Source organism: Rothia sp. HMSC065C12 (assembly GCF_001812085.1).
GTDB lineage: Bacteria > Actinomycetota > Actinomycetes > Actinomycetales > Micrococcaceae > Rothia > Rothia mucilaginosa.
On the sequence record NZ_KV807673.1, the window covers coordinates 251,417 to 266,494 of the forward strand.

The 15,078-nt window shown below is 59.6% G+C and carries 13 protein-coding genes and 2 tRNA genes; 10 read left to right on the forward strand and 5 right to left on the reverse strand.

The window, feature by feature from the left end; genetic code table 11:
• The first annotated feature begins 54 nt into the window (after positions 1 to 54).
• The 3 genes from HMPREF2836_RS03365 (at position 55) to HMPREF2836_RS03375 (ending at position 2,099) form a co-directional block, all read left to right on the forward strand.
• The gene (locus HMPREF2836_RS03365; protein ID WP_049327797.1) at positions 55 to 546 is read left to right on the forward strand and encodes a ribose-5-phosphate isomerase; all 492 of its coding nucleotides are present in this window, start codon (positions 55 to 57) and stop codon (positions 544 to 546) included.
• Positions 547 to 649: 103 nt separating this feature from the next.
• Positions 650 to 1,534, forward strand: coding sequence for an Fpg/Nei family DNA glycosylase (locus HMPREF2836_RS03370; RefSeq protein WP_070629448.1), 885 nt, complete (start codon positions 650 to 652; stop codon positions 1,532 to 1,534).
• 19 nt (positions 1,535 to 1,553) lie between these two features.
• Positions 1,554 to 2,099, forward strand: a complete 546-nt coding sequence (locus HMPREF2836_RS03375; RefSeq protein ID WP_070629449.1) for a cysteine hydrolase family protein — start codon at positions 1,554 to 1,556, stop codon at positions 2,097 to 2,099.
• A 198-nt stretch (positions 2,100 to 2,297) separates the two neighbouring features.
• Here the strand turns inward: HMPREF2836_RS03375 and HMPREF2836_RS03380 are convergent.
• A tRNA-Gly gene (locus HMPREF2836_RS03380) sits at positions 2,298 to 2,371 on the reverse strand.
• A gap of 267 nt (positions 2,372 to 2,638) precedes the next feature.
• Between HMPREF2836_RS03380 and HMPREF2836_RS03385 the strand changes: the two genes are divergently transcribed.
• The 6 genes from HMPREF2836_RS03385 to HMPREF2836_RS03410 all read left to right on the forward strand — a co-directional run bounded on the left by HMPREF2836_RS03385 (position 2,639) and on the right by HMPREF2836_RS03410 (position 8,436).
• Positions 2,639 to 2,713: transfer RNA gene (locus tag HMPREF2836_RS03385), tRNA-Pro, on the forward strand.
• 107 nt (positions 2,714 to 2,820) lie between these two features.
• Complete coding sequence (gene tig / locus HMPREF2836_RS03390; RefSeq protein WP_070506103.1) at positions 2,821 to 4,122, forward strand: trigger factor; 1,302 nt, start codon at positions 2,821 to 2,823, stop codon at positions 4,120 to 4,122.
• A gap of 319 nt (positions 4,123 to 4,441) precedes the next feature.
• Complete coding sequence (locus HMPREF2836_RS03395) at positions 4,442 to 5,095, forward strand: ATP-dependent Clp protease proteolytic subunit (protein WP_005505718.1); 654 nt, start codon at positions 4,442 to 4,444, stop codon at positions 5,093 to 5,095.
• A gap of 5 nt (positions 5,096 to 5,100) precedes the next feature.
• Positions 5,101 to 5,790, forward strand: a complete 690-nt coding sequence (locus tag HMPREF2836_RS03400; RefSeq protein ID WP_012903382.1) for an ATP-dependent Clp protease proteolytic subunit — start codon at positions 5,101 to 5,103, stop codon at positions 5,788 to 5,790.
• 461 nt (positions 5,791 to 6,251) lie between these two features.
• The gene (gene clpX / locus HMPREF2836_RS03405; RefSeq protein WP_070629450.1) at positions 6,252 to 7,619 is read left to right on the forward strand and encodes an ATP-dependent Clp protease ATP-binding subunit ClpX; all 1,368 of its coding nucleotides are present in this window, start codon (positions 6,252 to 6,254) and stop codon (positions 7,617 to 7,619) included.
• Between the two features lie 175 nt (positions 7,620 to 7,794).
• Entirely contained in the window at positions 7,795 to 8,436 is a 642-nt protein-coding gene (locus HMPREF2836_RS03410; RefSeq protein WP_070629451.1) for a DsbA family oxidoreductase, read from the forward strand.
• A gap of 140 nt (positions 8,437 to 8,576) precedes the next feature.
• Here the strand turns inward: HMPREF2836_RS03410 and HMPREF2836_RS03415 are convergent, their stop codons facing one another.
• The 4 genes from HMPREF2836_RS03415 to HMPREF2836_RS03430 all read right to left on the reverse strand — a co-directional run bounded on the left by HMPREF2836_RS03415 (position 8,577) and on the right by HMPREF2836_RS03430 (position 14,461).
• Positions 8,577 to 10,160, reverse strand: a complete 1,584-nt coding sequence (locus tag HMPREF2836_RS03415; RefSeq protein ID WP_070629452.1) for an LssY C-terminal domain-containing protein — start codon at positions 10,158 to 10,160, stop codon at positions 8,577 to 8,579.
• 303 nt (positions 10,161 to 10,463) lie between these two features.
• Positions 10,464 to 10,865, reverse strand: coding sequence for a hypothetical protein (locus HMPREF2836_RS09205; protein ID WP_141752098.1), 402 nt, complete (start codon positions 10,863 to 10,865; stop codon positions 10,464 to 10,466).
• Between the two features lie 529 nt (positions 10,866 to 11,394).
• Complete coding sequence (valS, locus tag HMPREF2836_RS03425) at positions 11,395 to 14,127, reverse strand: valine--tRNA ligase (protein ID WP_070629453.1); 2,733 nt, start codon at positions 14,125 to 14,127, stop codon at positions 11,395 to 11,397.
• Between the two features lie 19 nt (positions 14,128 to 14,146).
• Positions 14,147 to 14,461, reverse strand: coding sequence for a hypothetical protein (locus tag HMPREF2836_RS03430; protein WP_070629454.1), 315 nt, complete (start codon positions 14,459 to 14,461; stop codon positions 14,147 to 14,149).
• A gap of 205 nt (positions 14,462 to 14,666) precedes the next feature.
• Here HMPREF2836_RS03430 and HMPREF2836_RS03435 point away from each other — a divergent pair, with 205 nt between their 5' ends.
• A complete protein-coding gene (locus HMPREF2836_RS03435; RefSeq protein ID WP_005508144.1) occupies positions 14,667 to 14,981 on the forward strand; it encodes a hypothetical protein in 315 nt (104 codons plus the stop codon).
• Positions 14,982 to 15,078: the final 97 nt, after the last annotated feature.

A 15,078-nucleotide genomic window follows, 5' to 3' on the forward strand; every position in this document is an offset into this window, starting at 1 on the left:
CCCACGAACGCACAAACGCACGTCACACCAAGACAAAATCACCAGGAGAGTACCATGCGCGTACACATCGCAACCGACCACGCTGGCCTCGAACTGAGCCACTACCTGATCGAGTCCCTCACCGCTGAGGGCTACGAAATGATTGACCACGGCCCCGCCGACTACGACCCGCTGGACGACTACCCCTCGTTCTGCATTAACGCAGCCCTTGGCGTGAAGCGTGACCGCGAGGCTGGCCTGGACTCCCTGGGTATTGTGCTGGGCGGTAGCGGCAACGGTGAGCAGATGGCTGCGAACAAGGTTGATGGTATCCGCGCGGCTCTGGCATGGAACCACGACACCGCGGCACTGGCTCGCGAGCACAACAACGCACAGGTTGTAGCTGTGGGCGGCCGCCAGCACAGCAAGGAAGAAGCACTGGAAATCATCAAGGTCTTCCTGGCTACCCCCTGGACCAACGAGGAGCGTCACGCACGCCGTATCGGTCAGCTGGCTGAGTACGAGCAGACCGGCGACATTGCCGGCAAGCAGATTGACGCTGCCTAAGCTCTAAAATCTGAGGCGCATAGTGCAGGCTATGCGCCTCAGTCGTCTTTGCACCCTATATAATCCGCACTATTTCTAGCCGACAAGTTTTCGAGGAGAACCCGTGCCCGAAGGCCACTCCATCCACCGTATCGCCCGCCAAATCAGTGACGTCTTCACCGGCGAGCGCGTGCAGGTTTCCTCCCCGCAGGGCCGCTACGCCGAGGGTGCCGCCCTGCTGGATGGGCACACCATCACCGGGGCGTACGCGCACGGTAAGCACCTGTTCGTGACCTTCGAGAACGACCTGACCCTGAACGTGCACCTGGGTATTTACGGTAACTGGAGCTTCGGTGGGGATGAGACGTTCACGGGTGCTTCGAGCATTGGCGCGCCCCGCAAGATCGGCGAAAAAGAATACGCGGCGGGGGAGGGGGAACCCTACGCCGGTCCTCCCGAACCGAAGGGTACGGTGCGTTGCCGTATTGTTTCGGAGCATGGCTGGGCGGACCTGGTGGGCCCTACTATCTGCCGTACCCTCACCCCGGAGGAGGTGCGCACCGTCCGCTCCAAGCTCGGCCCCGACCCGCTCAACCCGGATGCCGACCCCGAACAGTTCTACCGCGCGGCACGCAAGAGCTCCCGCCCGATTGGCGTGATTCTGATGGATCAGGCGGCAATCTCCGGCGTGGGCAATATCTTCCGCGCTGAGTCGCTGTACCGCCAGGAAATTGATCCGCTACGCCCCGGCAAGAGCCTCAGTGACGAGGAGCTGGAGCGACTCTGGGAAGACAATAAGCACCTGCTGGTCATCGGCGTGCGCGTGGGGCGCATCATCACCACCGAGCCCGAAGACCGCCCCGGCGTACCCGAAACCGAAGCGTGGCCCGACCACGCCAACTATGTGTACATGCACCACGGCGAGCCCTGCCGCCGCTGCGGAACCACCATCCGCATGGAAGAAATCGCCGGCCGCAAACTCTACTGGTGCCCCGGCTGCCAGAAGTAGCTACAGGAGGAGAAGAACAATGGCTGAGGCTCTATTGGTGGTGGATGTTCAGAGGGGGTTTCTGCATCCGCAGCTACCGGCTAGAAATAATGACGGTGCGGAAGAGAAGATGCAGAAGATTATGGAGGATTTCCGCTGTTCAGGGCGCGAAATAATCCATATTCAGCATCGGGGAACGGATTCGAGCTCCTTCTTTTACGATGAGGAAAATATTAGGTTTCAGAGCGGATTTGAGCCTCGTGCGGGGGAGAAGGTATTTACAAAAAATGTGAATAGCGCATTTATTGGTACAAATCTGCTTGCCTATCTGCGTGAACGCGGGATTGATCGGCTCATGGTGATGGGTTGTACGCTGCCGCATTGTGTGTCTACCACTGTGCGGATGGCGGCAAATTATGGTTTTCAGGTGACTCTTGTTGAGGATGCCTGCGTAACCTTTGCTCTTTCTGATGGTGCCGGTGATTTTCTTTCCCCGGAGATGGTGCACCTCTACAATATTGCGGCGTTGCGCGATGAATTCGCCACGATTGTCTCGGCGCAGCAGGTGCTTGAGAAGTATATATAAGTTAGGGTGGAGCGTGCGGATTCCGAGCGCGCGAGGAAACAAATCCGCATGCGGAAGGGATTCCCGGAGATTAGTTCTCGAGGGATGACGGGCTGGAGTCTAAAAGTTTCGAAAGCTTTCGGAACTTTTAGACGTAAGCGATTCCCGGAATCCCCGGAATGTAAAAAGGCCCCGACGCTTGCGTCGGAGCCTTTTTCATGGAGGGGATGACGGGAATCGAACCCGCGTAATCAGTTTGGAAGACTGAGGCTTTACCATTAAGCTACATCCCCGAATTGGAACTTGACCATAGTAGCGAGGTTCCATCTGTGCTGTCAAACTCTTTGGCGTGTTGGCACGGTTTTGTGTGCTGGCTTTGCGGGTTCTTGCGGGCGCTCGCCTCCTCTTTTTGTGCCGGTCTGCGCATCCTTATTAGGGGAGTACGCGCTCAGTGGAAATAAACCGCGCACGAGCTGCTGTGTTGGGCATTTAGCGGGAAAACAGGTAAACTAGGGCACTGACTGTGTTAAACACGCAAGTGCGCAACACGGTCGGTTTCACGGGGCGTGGCGTAGCTTGGCTAACGCGCCTGCTTTGGGAGCAGGAGATCGCAGGTTCGAATCCTGTCGCCCCGACGTGAAACGGTTGCCGCGACGCTACAAGGTCGTGGCGCTCTTTCCACTAAGCAACCGCGGCACACACGATTCGTGCCGCACCGAAACTATATGAGGAGATCACGGACGTGAAGACCGCCGTCGAGAAGCTCAACCCGACCCTCGCAAAGATTGAGGTCGAGGTTCCCTTCGCAGAATTCAAGCCCTACCTGGACCGCACCTACAAGAACCTCTCGGGTCAGATCAGCGTTCCCGGCTTCCGCAAGGGTAAGCTGCCCAAGCAGCTCATCGAGCAGCGTGCGGGCTTCGACTACATCGTCGAGGCATCCCTGAACGACGCTCTGAACGACTACTACGCACAGGCACTGGGCGAGAACGAACTCTCCCCCCTGGCACAGCCCGAGCTGGACGTTCAGTCCCAGCCCTCCACCGAGAACCGTGAGGCAGACGTCAAGCTGACCATCACCGTCACCGTCCGCCCCGAAATCGAGCTGCCCAACTACGAGGGCCTCGAGGTTGAGGTTGACGAGGTAGAGGTCACCGCTGAGGACGAGGTTCAGGCACTGGACGCTCTGCGTGAGCGCTTCGGCACCCTGAAGACCGTTGAGCGCCCCGCAGCTGACAAGGACTTCGTGACCATCGACATCGCCGCAGAAATCGACGGCGAGCAGGTAGATGCAGCAAACGACCTGTCCTACCAGATCGGTTCCGGCACCATGCTCGACGGCATCGACGAGGCTCTGACCGGCCTGTCCGCTGGCGAGGACGCAACCTTCGAGACCAAGCTCTCCGGCGGCGAGCACGCAGGTGAGCAGGCAGTCATCAAGGTCAAGCTCACCGCAGTCAAGGAGCGCGAGCTGCCCGCAGCTGATGACGAGTTCGCACAGCTGGCTTCCGAGTTCGACACCATCGACGAGCTGAAGGAAGACATCAAGAAGCAGGTTGCAGAAGCTAAGGTTGCCGAGCAGGGCACCCAGGCACGCGACAAGGTCCTCGCAAAGCTCGTTGAGCTCGTCGAGATCCCCGTCCCCGAGAAGGTTATCGAGGACCAGCTCGAGCAGCACTTCAACAACCCCAACGCTGAAGCAGACCACGACACCGAGGAGCACCGCGCCGAGGTTCGCGAGAACACCGAGACCGCATTCAAGAACGAGATGGTTCTCGACGCTGTTGCGGACAAGGAAGAAGTGACCGTCGACCAGGCTGAGATGATCAACTACATCATCACCATGAGCTCCCAGTACGGCATGGACCCCAACCAGTTCGCACAGATGCTGGACGGCTCCGGCCAGGCAGGCGCACTGGTCGGCGAGGTTCGCCGCTCCAAGGCTCTGGCAGCAGTGCTGAAGACCGCAGTGGTCAAGGACACCAAGGGCAACGTTGTTGACCTGTCCAAGTACCTGGGCGAGGGCGAAGAGGCAGCTGCCTAAATCCCCGCCACGGTCTGCAAGAAGCCACCCCGCTAGAGGGCGTGCGCTGATTGCTTGAAACGTGTAGCCTCAGCGGGCATCCACCGAATTACCGGTTGGGTGCCCGCTGAGGCTCTTTTCACCCCAAACTATTCCGCCCTCAAGTTATTCCGTACCGAGGTTTTCGCCTCTGCTTCACCCCCTGGCGAACGAACAACCCGAAGGGAAGCGGGGGAGAGCAACTATCGGTAAGGTAGTAGCAACGAAACTTTTCGCGTGCGCTCCGGCGCGTAAATCGCGCAAAGATGCAGCGAAGACCCATTAGAGAAGAAGAGGAAGAATGTCCAGCTACATGCCTCTGCCCATCGGCGCCTCCCAGGCAGCCGGCGTGGCGCCCGCGCCGTCTATGGCAACCCCCATCGTTGGTGCCCAGGAAGATTACGTCTACAACAGCCTCCTGAAGGAGCGCATTATCTGGCTCGGCTCCGAGGTGCGCGACTCCAACGCCAACCTCATCTGCTCCCAGATGCTGTTGCTCTCGGCTGAAGACCCCGAGGCAGACATCTACCTGTACATCAACTCGCCCGGCGGCTCCGTGACCGCTGGTATGGCAATCTACGACACCATGCAGCTCATCCCGAACGACGTGGTGACCGTGGTGACCGGTATGGCAGCATCCATGGGTCAGTTCCTGCTCACCGCAGGCACCATCGGCAAGCGCTACGCAACCCCGAACGCCCGCATCCTCATGCACCAGCCCCTCGGTGGTATTGGCGGTACCGCATCTGATATCCGCACCCAGGCTGAGCTGATTCTGGACATGAAGAAGCGCCTGGCAGAGATTACCGCTGAGCGCACCGGCAAGAGCCTGGAAACCATCCTGAAGGATAACGACCGCGACAACTGGTTCAACGCGGAAGAGGGCCTGGAGTACGGCTTCTTCGACCACATTGCGACCACCGCCGGTAAGCTGCCCGAATCGAAGAACGCATAAGGGAGATGCACATGAACTACCTGCCGAACGATATCACCACCTCGGCGCCGGCTATGCCGAGCAACCGCTACGTGCTCCCCAGCTTCGAGGAGCGCACCCCCTACGGTTACAAGCGTCAGGACCCGTACGCAAAGCTGTTCGAGGACCGCATCATCTTCCTGGGCACCCAGGTGGACGACGCATCCGCTGACGACATCATGGCTCAGCTGCTGGTGCTGGAGGCACAGGACCCCGAGCGTGACATCACCCTGTACATCAACTCGCCCGGCGGCTCCTTCACCGCAATGACCGCTATCTACGACACCATGCAGTTCATCCGCCCCGAGATCCAGACCGTGTGCCTGGGTCAGGCGGCATCCGCTGCGGCGGTTCTGCTGGCTGCCGGTACCCCCGGCAAGCGTCTGGCACTGCCGAACGCTCGCGTGCTGATTCACCAGCCCGCGCTGAGCGGCCAGCAGGGCGGTCAGGCATCTGACATTGAGATTCACGCGAACGAGGTTATGCGTATGCGTGAGTGGACTGCACAGACCCTGGCACTGCACTCGGGCAAGACCTACGAGGAAGTTGACCGTTCCATTGAGCGTGACAACATTCTGACTGCGGCTGCTGCTCTGGAGTACGGCCTGGTCGACAAGGTGCTGGAGTCTCGTAAGTTGCGTAAGCCTGCGACCAACACCGCTATTTCCCACACCTAAACTTTAGTTTTGAGGAATATCCCCGAGTATTTTTCGGGGGAGGGGCGGCATTGCCCCGTGTGCGAGCCTTCGGGCTGGTGCGCGGTGCGGTGCCGCTTCTTTTTGTGCACCGTGGGTGTATTTGGTGGGTCTCCGTGTGGTGCTTCAGTAGGTGACTCTGACCTGCACTTTACCCTTGTGAATCACCGTCATATCGGGGTGTGGAAGTTCCTGCCGCCGTCATAAAAGACGCGCTTTGTCATATGCCCGGTAAGTCCGTTCATTTGCGGTGCGTAATTCTTGGTTCCGGGGTGAACTCCGGTAGCCTTAGAAAAGGAGAAAATTCGAGTATTTCATACCGTTTTCTCACTCAAACTAGGGCGCCCACCACCCGCCGGTGCTCCTCCTGAGAAATCACCGCAGACATCAGGTCACTGACCCTTCTGCGCCGATTTCACCACGCCGATCGAAAGGGAATTTTCGTGGCCACAGACGTCATTGTGCCTCCCGAACAGCCCAACGCCAGCATGCGATGCTCCTTCTGCAAGAAGACTCGCGCGCAGGTTTTTAAGATTGTGCTCGGCCCGAATGTTTCTATCTGCGACGAATGCGTGGAGCTGTGCGAAGAGATCCTCGCTGAAGAGCGTCTGAAGGTGAAATCCTCCGCGGCGGCGCCTGCATCTCAGCTGGCTACTCCGCGCGAAATTTACAGCTACCTCAACGACTACGTCATCGGTCAGGACGCGGCGAAGCGCACCCTGGCGGTGGCGGTGTACAACCACTACAAGCGCATCCACGATATTGACAACCCGGTGCTGACCTCCCGCATTCTTTCGGCGACCGCGGGGGAGCAGGTGGAGCTGGGCAAGTCGAATATTCTGATGCTCGGCCCGACCGGTTGCGGTAAAACCTACCTGGCGGCAACCCTGGCGAAGAAGCTGGATGTGCCCTTCGCCCTGGTCGACGCAACCACCCTCACCGAGGCGGGCTACGTGGGTGACGACGTGGAGAACATTCTGCTGCGCCTCATCAACGCCGCTGACGGCGATATTGCCAAGGCTCAGCGCGGCATCATCTACATTGACGAGATCGACAAGATTGCCCGTAAGGGTGGCGAGAACCTCTCCATCACCCGTGACGTGTCCGGTGAGGGCGTGCAGCAGGCGCTGCTGAAGATTATTGAGGGCACCGTGGCGACCGTACCCCCGGAGGGCGGCCGCAAGCACCCGGCGCACGCGAACATTGAGATTGATACCTCGAACATTCTCTTCATCGTGGCTGGCGCCTTCGACAATATCGACGACCGCATCGCGGCCCGCGTGGGTGCCGGTGGCATCGGTTTCGCTGCTGAACTGAGCGGTTCCGTGAAGAACCCGCTGGACCAGATCATGCCCGAGGACCTGGCGCACTACGGTATCATCCCCGAGCTGATTGGCCGCCTGCCGGTCATCTCGACCCTGAGCGAGCTCAACGAAGAAGAGCTAGCTCGCGTGCTGACCGAGCCGAAGAACGCGCTGCTCAAGCAGTACCGTCACCTCTTCGCCTTGGACGGCGTGGACCTGGTCATCGATGACGCTGCGATCGCGGCTATTGCCCGCCTCGCCGCCGAACGCGGCACCGGTGCCCGCGGCCTGCGCGCCATGATGGAGCAGATTCTGCAGCCGATTATGTTCGACATCCCGGACCGCACCGATGTGGTGTCCATCGTCATCGGTGAGGACACCGTGCTTAACGGTGCGGAGCCTCGCTACGTACTGCAGGCGCCCGACCCCGAAACCGAGACCACCCGCACCGTGAAGGGGGAGGCGAAGACCGCCTCCCTGAAGGCCGCGGACCGTCAGGCGGCATAACCGAATACTTCCAGCCGAACAGGCTAGGGAATAAAGAAGCCGTCGCCCCGGTTATACGGGGTGACGGCTCACTAGCAGGTACTGCTCTCGCTGGCATGTCCTGATGAGCGTGTACCGAAGAATAAGCGCCGGCTCATAGAAGCGGCTGGCGCAACCGTATGAGAGAGGAACACTCATGACTGAGAACGCACCCGCACAGATTGATTTCTGGTTCGACCCGATCTGCCCCTGGTGCTGGATTACCTCCCGCTGGATTGGCGAGGTGCAGAAGGTCCGTAATGTTGAGGTGACCTGGCGTCCCTTCTCCCTGTCCATGCACAACCAGGGCCGCGACCTGCCCGCCAGCTACCAGGCAGCGATGAACAAGTCCTGGGCGCCTGCCCGCCTCATTACCGCTGTGCGCGAGCTGCACGGCAACGAGGTCATCAAGCCCCTCTACGACGCTCTGGGCGAGCAGATTCACCACAACGACAACAAGGCTGATTCCTACCGCGACGCAATCGTCAAGGCGCTGGAAGAGGTCAACCTGCCCGCAGAGCTGGTGGATGTCGCCTTCACCGACCAGTACGATGAGCAGATGCGCGCCTCCCTGGATCTGGCACTGGAGACCGTGGGCGGCACCGATGTGGGTGTTCCGCTGATTTCCATTAACGGCACCGCTTTCTTCGGCCCGGTCATCTCCCCGAGCCCCGCCGGTGAAGAGGCAGGTAAGCTCTTCGACGGCGCCCTGGCGCTGGCTTCCTACCCCGGCTTCTTTGAGCTCAAGCGCCCCCGTAACGTGGGCCCGATTTTCCACGGCGAAAAGGGTGAAGCCTAAGAAGCCTGCAATGTGCTGAGATTCCTGCAATGCGCGCAGGCCCGGTAGAGTCTGCGGCTGCAGAGCAAAAAAGTACCGCCCGATCATGTACTGACCGGGCGGTACTTTTCTATTCACTATGTTGCGCTGAAACGTGCAATCTACGCGCGGTGAGCGTTGCTTGCAGAGGTAGCTTTGCGTGCCTTCTGCGCATTGTGCGTCTTCTGCGCTTTCTGGGCTTTCTGAGCCTTGCGCTGTGCCCTGTGCTCGAGAACCTTCGGGTGCGTTGCGCGCTGCACGATCTTCGTATCGCGCATGTGGAAGGTGCGGGTTGCCGTGTACTGGACCGCCGCATCCGAGGTGAACGCCAGCATCGCAAACACCGCAACACCCAGCTGGAAGAAAATCGTGGACAGCGGCAGGGACTGGTGGCCCCACAGCACACCGCCGGTAATCGCTGCGAAGTTCAACGCAGTCAACAGCAGAGCCAGACGGCGGGCCTTCGAGGAGCCGCGTAGCGTGCTCCACAGCAGGAACAGGTGCACCGCCGAATAAATTGCTACAAAACCCACCAGCACGGTGCCGGTAATGGTGAGCAGCACGTTGCTATCCACCTGATCGAAGAGGTCCAGCAGCTCAATATCGTTGCCGGAGCCTTCCTCCAACAGCTTGGCGCGAAGTGCCGGGCGGCTGAGCGCCAAAATGACGCTGTTGACAATGTCGGCGAGGGTCACAGCGATGAGCATACCCGAACCAACCAGCAGGCTCAGCGGCATGCGGTACGCCAGGTCGTGCGCACTGGAGAGGTGAATTTCTTCCTGCTCCTGCGGCTCCAGGCCCTCATTGTTCAGGACGATGACCGGGAGTGCGCCGTCCGTACGGATCGCGTCGCCGCCACCGTTACGGGCGTGGTAGCCGGAGGAAAAATCGTGCAGAATCTCAACGTGAGTTTCCGGGTGGGCGTACTGAATGGACTCCACAATGTAGTCGCGTTCAAAGTCGGTTTCAGCATCAATGCGGTGCGTGACCTGCAGGGTGAAGAAGCTGAAACCCACACCAGAGTCGTACGTGCCCGCCGCCAACCAATCCACCTGGTGACCGCCTGGCAGAAGCCAGCCGTCCGGGGTTTTCCAGAAGCGCACGTGGTGGCGCTTCTCGGGGTTGCCGTCCACTTCCTTCTGGTAGGCGAAAGCCTGCGTCTTACCAAAAATTTTCAGCGGGGAGACGGGCGCCTCCGCGTAGGAGCGGCGGGTGACGGTGGAGAGAATAATCTTCCAGGAAGAGACGAGGGGGACGTTGTCAGCGCGGGTCCAGCCTGCGTCCTGCATGACCTGGTGAATCTGCTCCTCGGTACCAATCAGACCGATATTGACCGGGTCGCCGAGCAGGCCGTCCGGGGTGCGGGTGCGCCCAATAAAGTAGTCGGGCACATAGATGCGGGTCATGATGGCGTGAAAACGCGGTAGCGTCAGGTACGCGGTGACCGCCCAGAAAATGAAGGCAATAGGGAAACCCCAGAAAGAATGGCCAACCGTATTCGCCAGAATCATGAAGGTCAGCACGAGGGCCGCGATGCCGGCGAAGATGAAGAAGAGAGTGTCCCAGAAATCGACCCACAAGCTGCGCGGGACGAGGTCTTGCGCCGTGCCGCGCGCGTCAATATCACCACGGTAAACCGGTGGGGAAGTAACTGGGGGAGCAACATCGCTACGTATAGGCCGCAGGACGCGTTTTTGGTGGGACATTCCCGCCCTTTCTGCAACATAGTTAGGGTCTTTGAATATCCATAACTATAGCAAGGGGGCAGGTTGTGTGAAGTACGCATTCCGGGCAGGGCTTAATCGCTTGGTTCGATCGCCCCGCCACGGAATTGCGACGGAATCGCGGGGTGCTTCAACGTACAGAGCGTGCGCTGAAAGTGCGTTGAATAAAGGGGGAAATGAACAATAGAAGAAACAGGGGGAGTGCTAGCCCTATTTGTACCTTCCCAAAGCAGGCATGTACTGTGCAGGCATGTACTGCGTGGGGAATTCCCACAGTGAGAATTCCTACTCGGGGAGGGGCTTAGTCTCAACCGCGGCGCGTGCCGCAGCAATAGTGCTTTCGTGATGCAGCATGTCGCGGCTTTCACGCATGAGGCGCACCCACTTGCGGGTCAGCTCCTCAAGCTGCTGAGCGGTCAACGAGCCGGAGGCGATGCTCGCCTCATCGGTGGCGGCGCTGGTGGAAATATGCTGATGCCAGAGCTCGTACACCTCGTTGGTGTAGCTGGCACGCAACGCCTGGGCGTGCTCACGTGCCTGGCTGATGTATTCGTTCAGGCTCGTGTGATAGTGCTGAAGCTGGTCGGGGGAAATGTTTGCTTGCGCTCCTGGCGGCGTGCTCGGGGTTGAGCTCTGCCTCGCCTGAGGCTCTTGCGGTAATCCGGAAGATGAAGAACGTGAATTCATAGTAATTATGGGTGCGCCTACTTTGGCGCGGGTCAGAGTCAGGACGCATCGCTGCGCCTGACGGGTGGTTTACTGTCGTGCGGTTGGTCGGGGTATGTCGTTACTCGTACCGGTAATTTGTCTGTTGCTGAAGTTGAATAGAGGGTTGTTCCTGATGGTAAAACCCTCGCATCAACAATCATACATAAAGTGACAGTCAATCTCATAAGGTTGATTATGCTCTTTGCACATTGATGAATATAAAAAGGGGTTGGAAATCCCACAGAATCCCCACAGATTAGCAGGCTAAACCCACATCGTTGGGGAAGGAAGCTAAGGAAAGCTCTTCGAATCAGACGCAGGTACTTGCGGGCCCCACAGAAATAAAACCCAAAGTCAGCACCGTATAGGTCCGCAGTCGGAATCTCACACCCGGCGAGCTGCAACAAACAGCAGGCACAGAAAACGGGGCGGTACTGAAAACCAGTACCGCCCCGTTACCAACACCAAAGCGGCGTCATAAAATCAAGCGATAAACGCTAAGACGTGATTACTCAGCTGCTTCTTCAACAACGAGCACCACATCGCGAACCTCCAGCTCGCCCTCAGCCGCCACCAGGGACAGCTCACGAGCGTTACCGGCAGCCTTCAAATCAGCCATGCCAGCAGCAATGCGATCCAGCTGAGCCTGGGGAGCCGCAATAGTTGCGGACTCAACCTCGGTGCGCTGCTTAACCTTCGCGTCGCTCTTAGCCTTACGCAGGCCACCCAGAGCCTCAGCAACATCCGGCAGGATTTGCTTCAGCGACTCAATCTGAGCCGGGTCAGCGTCAGCCAGGACCCACTGAGCAGAAATGCCAGCAGTCGGGTTCTGTGCAGAGTACTCAGCCAGCAGGGTACCCTCCAGAATGGGCAGTGCCTGCGGCCACTCGGCGCGGTGCACGCTACCTGCACGCCACCAGGACCAAATCTCTTCGGTCACGAACGGCAGGAAGGGTGCGAACAGGCGCAGCAGGGCATCCAGGGTGGTTGCCAGTGCGGCCAGAACAGAAGCCTGCTCCTGCTCGCCGCGAGCACCGTACGCACGGTCCTTGATCAGCTCAACGAAGTCGTCGGTGAAGGACCAGAAGAAGCTCTCGCAAATCTGCAGGGCACGAGCGTACTCGTACTTCTCGAATGCGGCGGTTGCTTCCTCAATCAGGTACGCCAGGCGAGCCAGCAAGGAGCGGTCCAGGGCGTTGATGAGCACGCGGCCCTGAGCCTGAGAAGTGATGACGGACTTCTCGGTAGCGCCCAGGTTCAGTACGAACTTGGATGCGTTCAGCAGCTTGATGGCAAGGCGGCGGCCAATCTTCATCTGGCCTTCGTCGTAGGCGGTGTCAGCACCCAGGCGAGCCGAAGCAGCCCAGTAGCGCACAGCGTCCGAACCGTACTTCTCCAGAACCTCGTTGGGGACCACAACGTTGCCCTTGGACTTGGACATCTTCTTGCGGTCCGGGTCGAGAATCCAGCCGGAGAGCGCAGTGTTGTACCACGGCACGGAGGAAGCCAGGGTCTCCGCACGAACAGCGGTGGAGAACAGCCAGGTACGGATAATGTCGTGACCCTGCGGGCGCAGATCCATGGGGAAGGTCTTTGCGTGCAGGTCCGGGTCCACGCCCCAGCCGGTCGCAATCTGCGGGGTCAGGGAGGAGGTAGCCCAGGTGTCCAGAACGTCCGGGTCGGCAATGAAGCCGCCCGCTACGCCGCGCTGATCCTCGGTGTAACCGGGAGCAGCCTGAGAGGCGGGGTCAACCGGCAGCATGTCCTCAGAAGGCAGAATCGGGTTCTCGTAGTCCGGCTCGCCCTCAGTGTCCAGCGGGTACCAGACGGGGAAGGGAACGCCGAAGAAGCGCTGGCGAGAAATCAGCCAGTCGCCGTTCAGGCCCTCAACCCAGTTCTCGTAGCGGCTACGCATGAAGGAGGGGTACCAGTTCATCTCACGGCCGCGCTCGATGAGCTTCTCGCGGCGTGCAGCGTCACGGCCACCGTTGCGGATGTACCACTGGCGGGAAGCAACGATTTCGAGGGGCTTGTCGCCCTTCTCGTAGAACTTCACGGGGTGGGTAATCGGCTTGGGGTCGCCGTCCATTTCGCCAGCCTCAACCAGCATTTCCACGACGGTCTTCTGTGCGGTGAAGACGGTGGCGCCAGCCATGCGCTCGTAGCGCTCGCGACCCTCAGCGGAGGTGATCCACTCGGGGGTTTCGCGGGAGAAGCGGCCGTCGCGACCGATGAGGGCGCGGGTGTCCAGCTGCAGTTCACGCCACCAGGTGACGTCGGTGGTGTCACCGAAGGTACAGATCATGGCGATACCGGCACCCTTGTCGGGCTGTGCCAGCGGGTGCGCCTTGATTTCGACCTCAACGCCGAACAGCGGGGAGGTGACGGTGGTGCCAAACAGCGGCTTGTAACGCTCGTCGTCCGGGTGCGCCACGAGAGCCACGCAGGAGGGCAGCAGCTCGGGGCGGGTGGTCTCAATCCAGACCTTCTCGCCGTTGGGGCGGTGGAAGCTGATGCGGTGGTACGCGCCGGGGCGTTCCTTGTCTTCCAGCTCAGCCTGTGCCACTGCGGTGCGGAAGGTGACGTCCCACATGGTCGGTGCTTCAGCCATGTAGGCGTTGCCTGCTTCCAGGTCCTTCAGGAAGGCGAGCTGGGAGACCTTGCGGGAGTGCGCGTCGATGGTGCGGTAGGTGCGCGACCAGTCAACGGACAGACCCAGGGTGGTGAAGAGGTTTTCGAAGACCTTCTCATCTTCAACCGCGAGTTCTTCACAGAGTTCGATGAAGTTGTTGCGGGAAATGCGCGGCCACTTTGCTTGGCTGCGGTCGGGCTTGGGGGTGCCGTCTGCCTTCCAGGTGATCAGGTCGCGGAAAGAGTCGTTGTCTGCCACGGAGGGGTCGCAGAGAACGCCGTAGTAGTTCTGAACGCGGCGTTCGGTGGGCAGGCCGTTGTCATCCCAGCCGAGGGGGTAGAACACGTTCTTGCCGGTCATGCGCTGGTAGCGTGCGATGACGTCGGTCTGGGTGTAGGAGAACATGTGACCCACGTGCAGGGAGCCGGATGCGGTCGGCGGCGGGGTGTCAATGGAGTAGACCTGTTCGCGAGTGGTGTTCTCGTCGAATGCGTAGGTCTTCTCGTCGGCCCAGCGCTGCGAGAGTTTCTCTTCGAGGCCTTCGAGGGCGGGGCGGTCGGGAACGTTAATCTGTACGGGCGAGTCTGAGCCCAAAATGTTTTCAGCCATAACGGCTATTTTCTCATATTCACGGCGTTCTCTCAGCTCCAGGGGAATTCTGCGCTGTGCTTGCCTGTTCGTACTGCTTGATTGCGGCTTCTAGACGTGCCAGGAGGGGCTTGTATCGGCGCACAAATTGTGCCCTGCGTACTGCGGCGCGTACCCCTCTGGAGGCGGTGATTTCCTGCCAGCTGGCGGGGTCGAGGTAGCTCTGCCCGAGCAGCAGATGCACCTCAGAACTGTAGGGGGTTCCGGTGGCGGCACGGATAGTGCGCGCCCGCTGCTGGAGTGCTTGGCGCTGCTCTTTAAGAGAGGTGATGCGCTGGTGCGGTATTGCTGTCATGTGGAGGTTCCCAATATGAGGAGTAATCGGTGATTCAGCGGTGAGCTCAGTGAAAAACGGAAATGGGGAGAGAGCCCCCTAATAAGCCGCTCTCGGTTACCTGCAGTGTAGGCGCGAAAATCCGCAGTATCAACAGTTGGCGAATCCTTCTCAGGGGCGCGGGCACGGCGTAGACTGAAAGTACACGACCTTTGAGGAGTTGCCAATGAGTTCTCTGAGTATTTTTGGTTTGGGCACGTCTGAAACTGTTCTGCTGATACTGCACCTGGTGCTGGTTGCGTTGTGCGTCTGGCATTTGACGGTGCGTAGCGGCTATGGTGAGGCGCGTATGCGTTTCGTGCTACCGCTGATTATGTTCATGCCCGGCGCTGCGGTTCTTTATCTGCTGTCTGCGCGTGAAGGTACGGTCCCTCCGGACACGATTAAGACCGGCAGTAGCTCGCCCGTGTACTTTGAGCATCGCCTCGGATTCCGTGACGGCGGCAGGAGCCGCTGGGGTCTGCCGCGCCGCCGCAAGTAGCACGGGTGATGGTGTCTGTATCGTTTGTTCTGAACGGCGGCGGATACCTATCTCACTATCGAAAATTTCAAAATATATGCCCGCGAGTCTGCTCGAA

What these genes read in the sequence shown, in the direction of transcription:
- HMPREF2836_RS03395 (WP_005505718.1), top strand. Translation starts at nt 4,442, where the DNA reads ATGTCCAGCTACATGCCTCTGCCCATCGGCGCCTCCCAGGCAGCCGGC.
- HMPREF2836_RS03365 (WP_049327797.1), top strand. Translation starts at nt 55, where the DNA reads ATGCGCGTACACATCGCAACCGACCACGCTGGCCTCGAACTGAGCCAC.
- HMPREF2836_RS03410 (WP_070629451.1), top strand. Translation starts at nt 7,795, where the DNA reads ATGACTGAGAACGCACCCGCACAGATTGATTTCTGGTTCGACCCGATC.
- HMPREF2836_RS03375 (WP_070629449.1), top strand. Translation starts at nt 1,554, where the DNA reads ATGGCTGAGGCTCTATTGGTGGTGGATGTTCAGAGGGGGTTTCTGCAT.
- valS (WP_070629453.1), bottom strand. Translation starts at nt 14,127, where the DNA reads ATGGCTGAAAACATTTTGGGCTCAGACTCGCCCGTACAGATTAACGTT.
- HMPREF2836_RS03430 (WP_070629454.1), bottom strand. Translation starts at nt 14,461, where the DNA reads ATGACAGCAATACCGCACCAGCGCATCACCTCTCTTAAAGAGCAGCGC.
- HMPREF2836_RS03435 (WP_005508144.1), top strand. Translation starts at nt 14,667, where the DNA reads ATGAGTTCTCTGAGTATTTTTGGTTTGGGCACGTCTGAAACTGTTCTG.
- HMPREF2836_RS03415 (WP_070629452.1), bottom strand. Translation starts at nt 10,160, where the DNA reads ATGTCCCACCAAAAACGCGTCCTGCGGCCTATACGTAGCGATGTTGCT.
- HMPREF2836_RS03400 (WP_012903382.1), top strand. Translation starts at nt 5,101, where the DNA reads ATGCACATGAACTACCTGCCGAACGATATCACCACCTCGGCGCCGGCT.
- HMPREF2836_RS09205 (WP_141752098.1), bottom strand. Translation starts at nt 10,865, where the DNA reads ATGAATTCACGTTCTTCATCTTCCGGATTACCGCAAGAGCCTCAGGCG.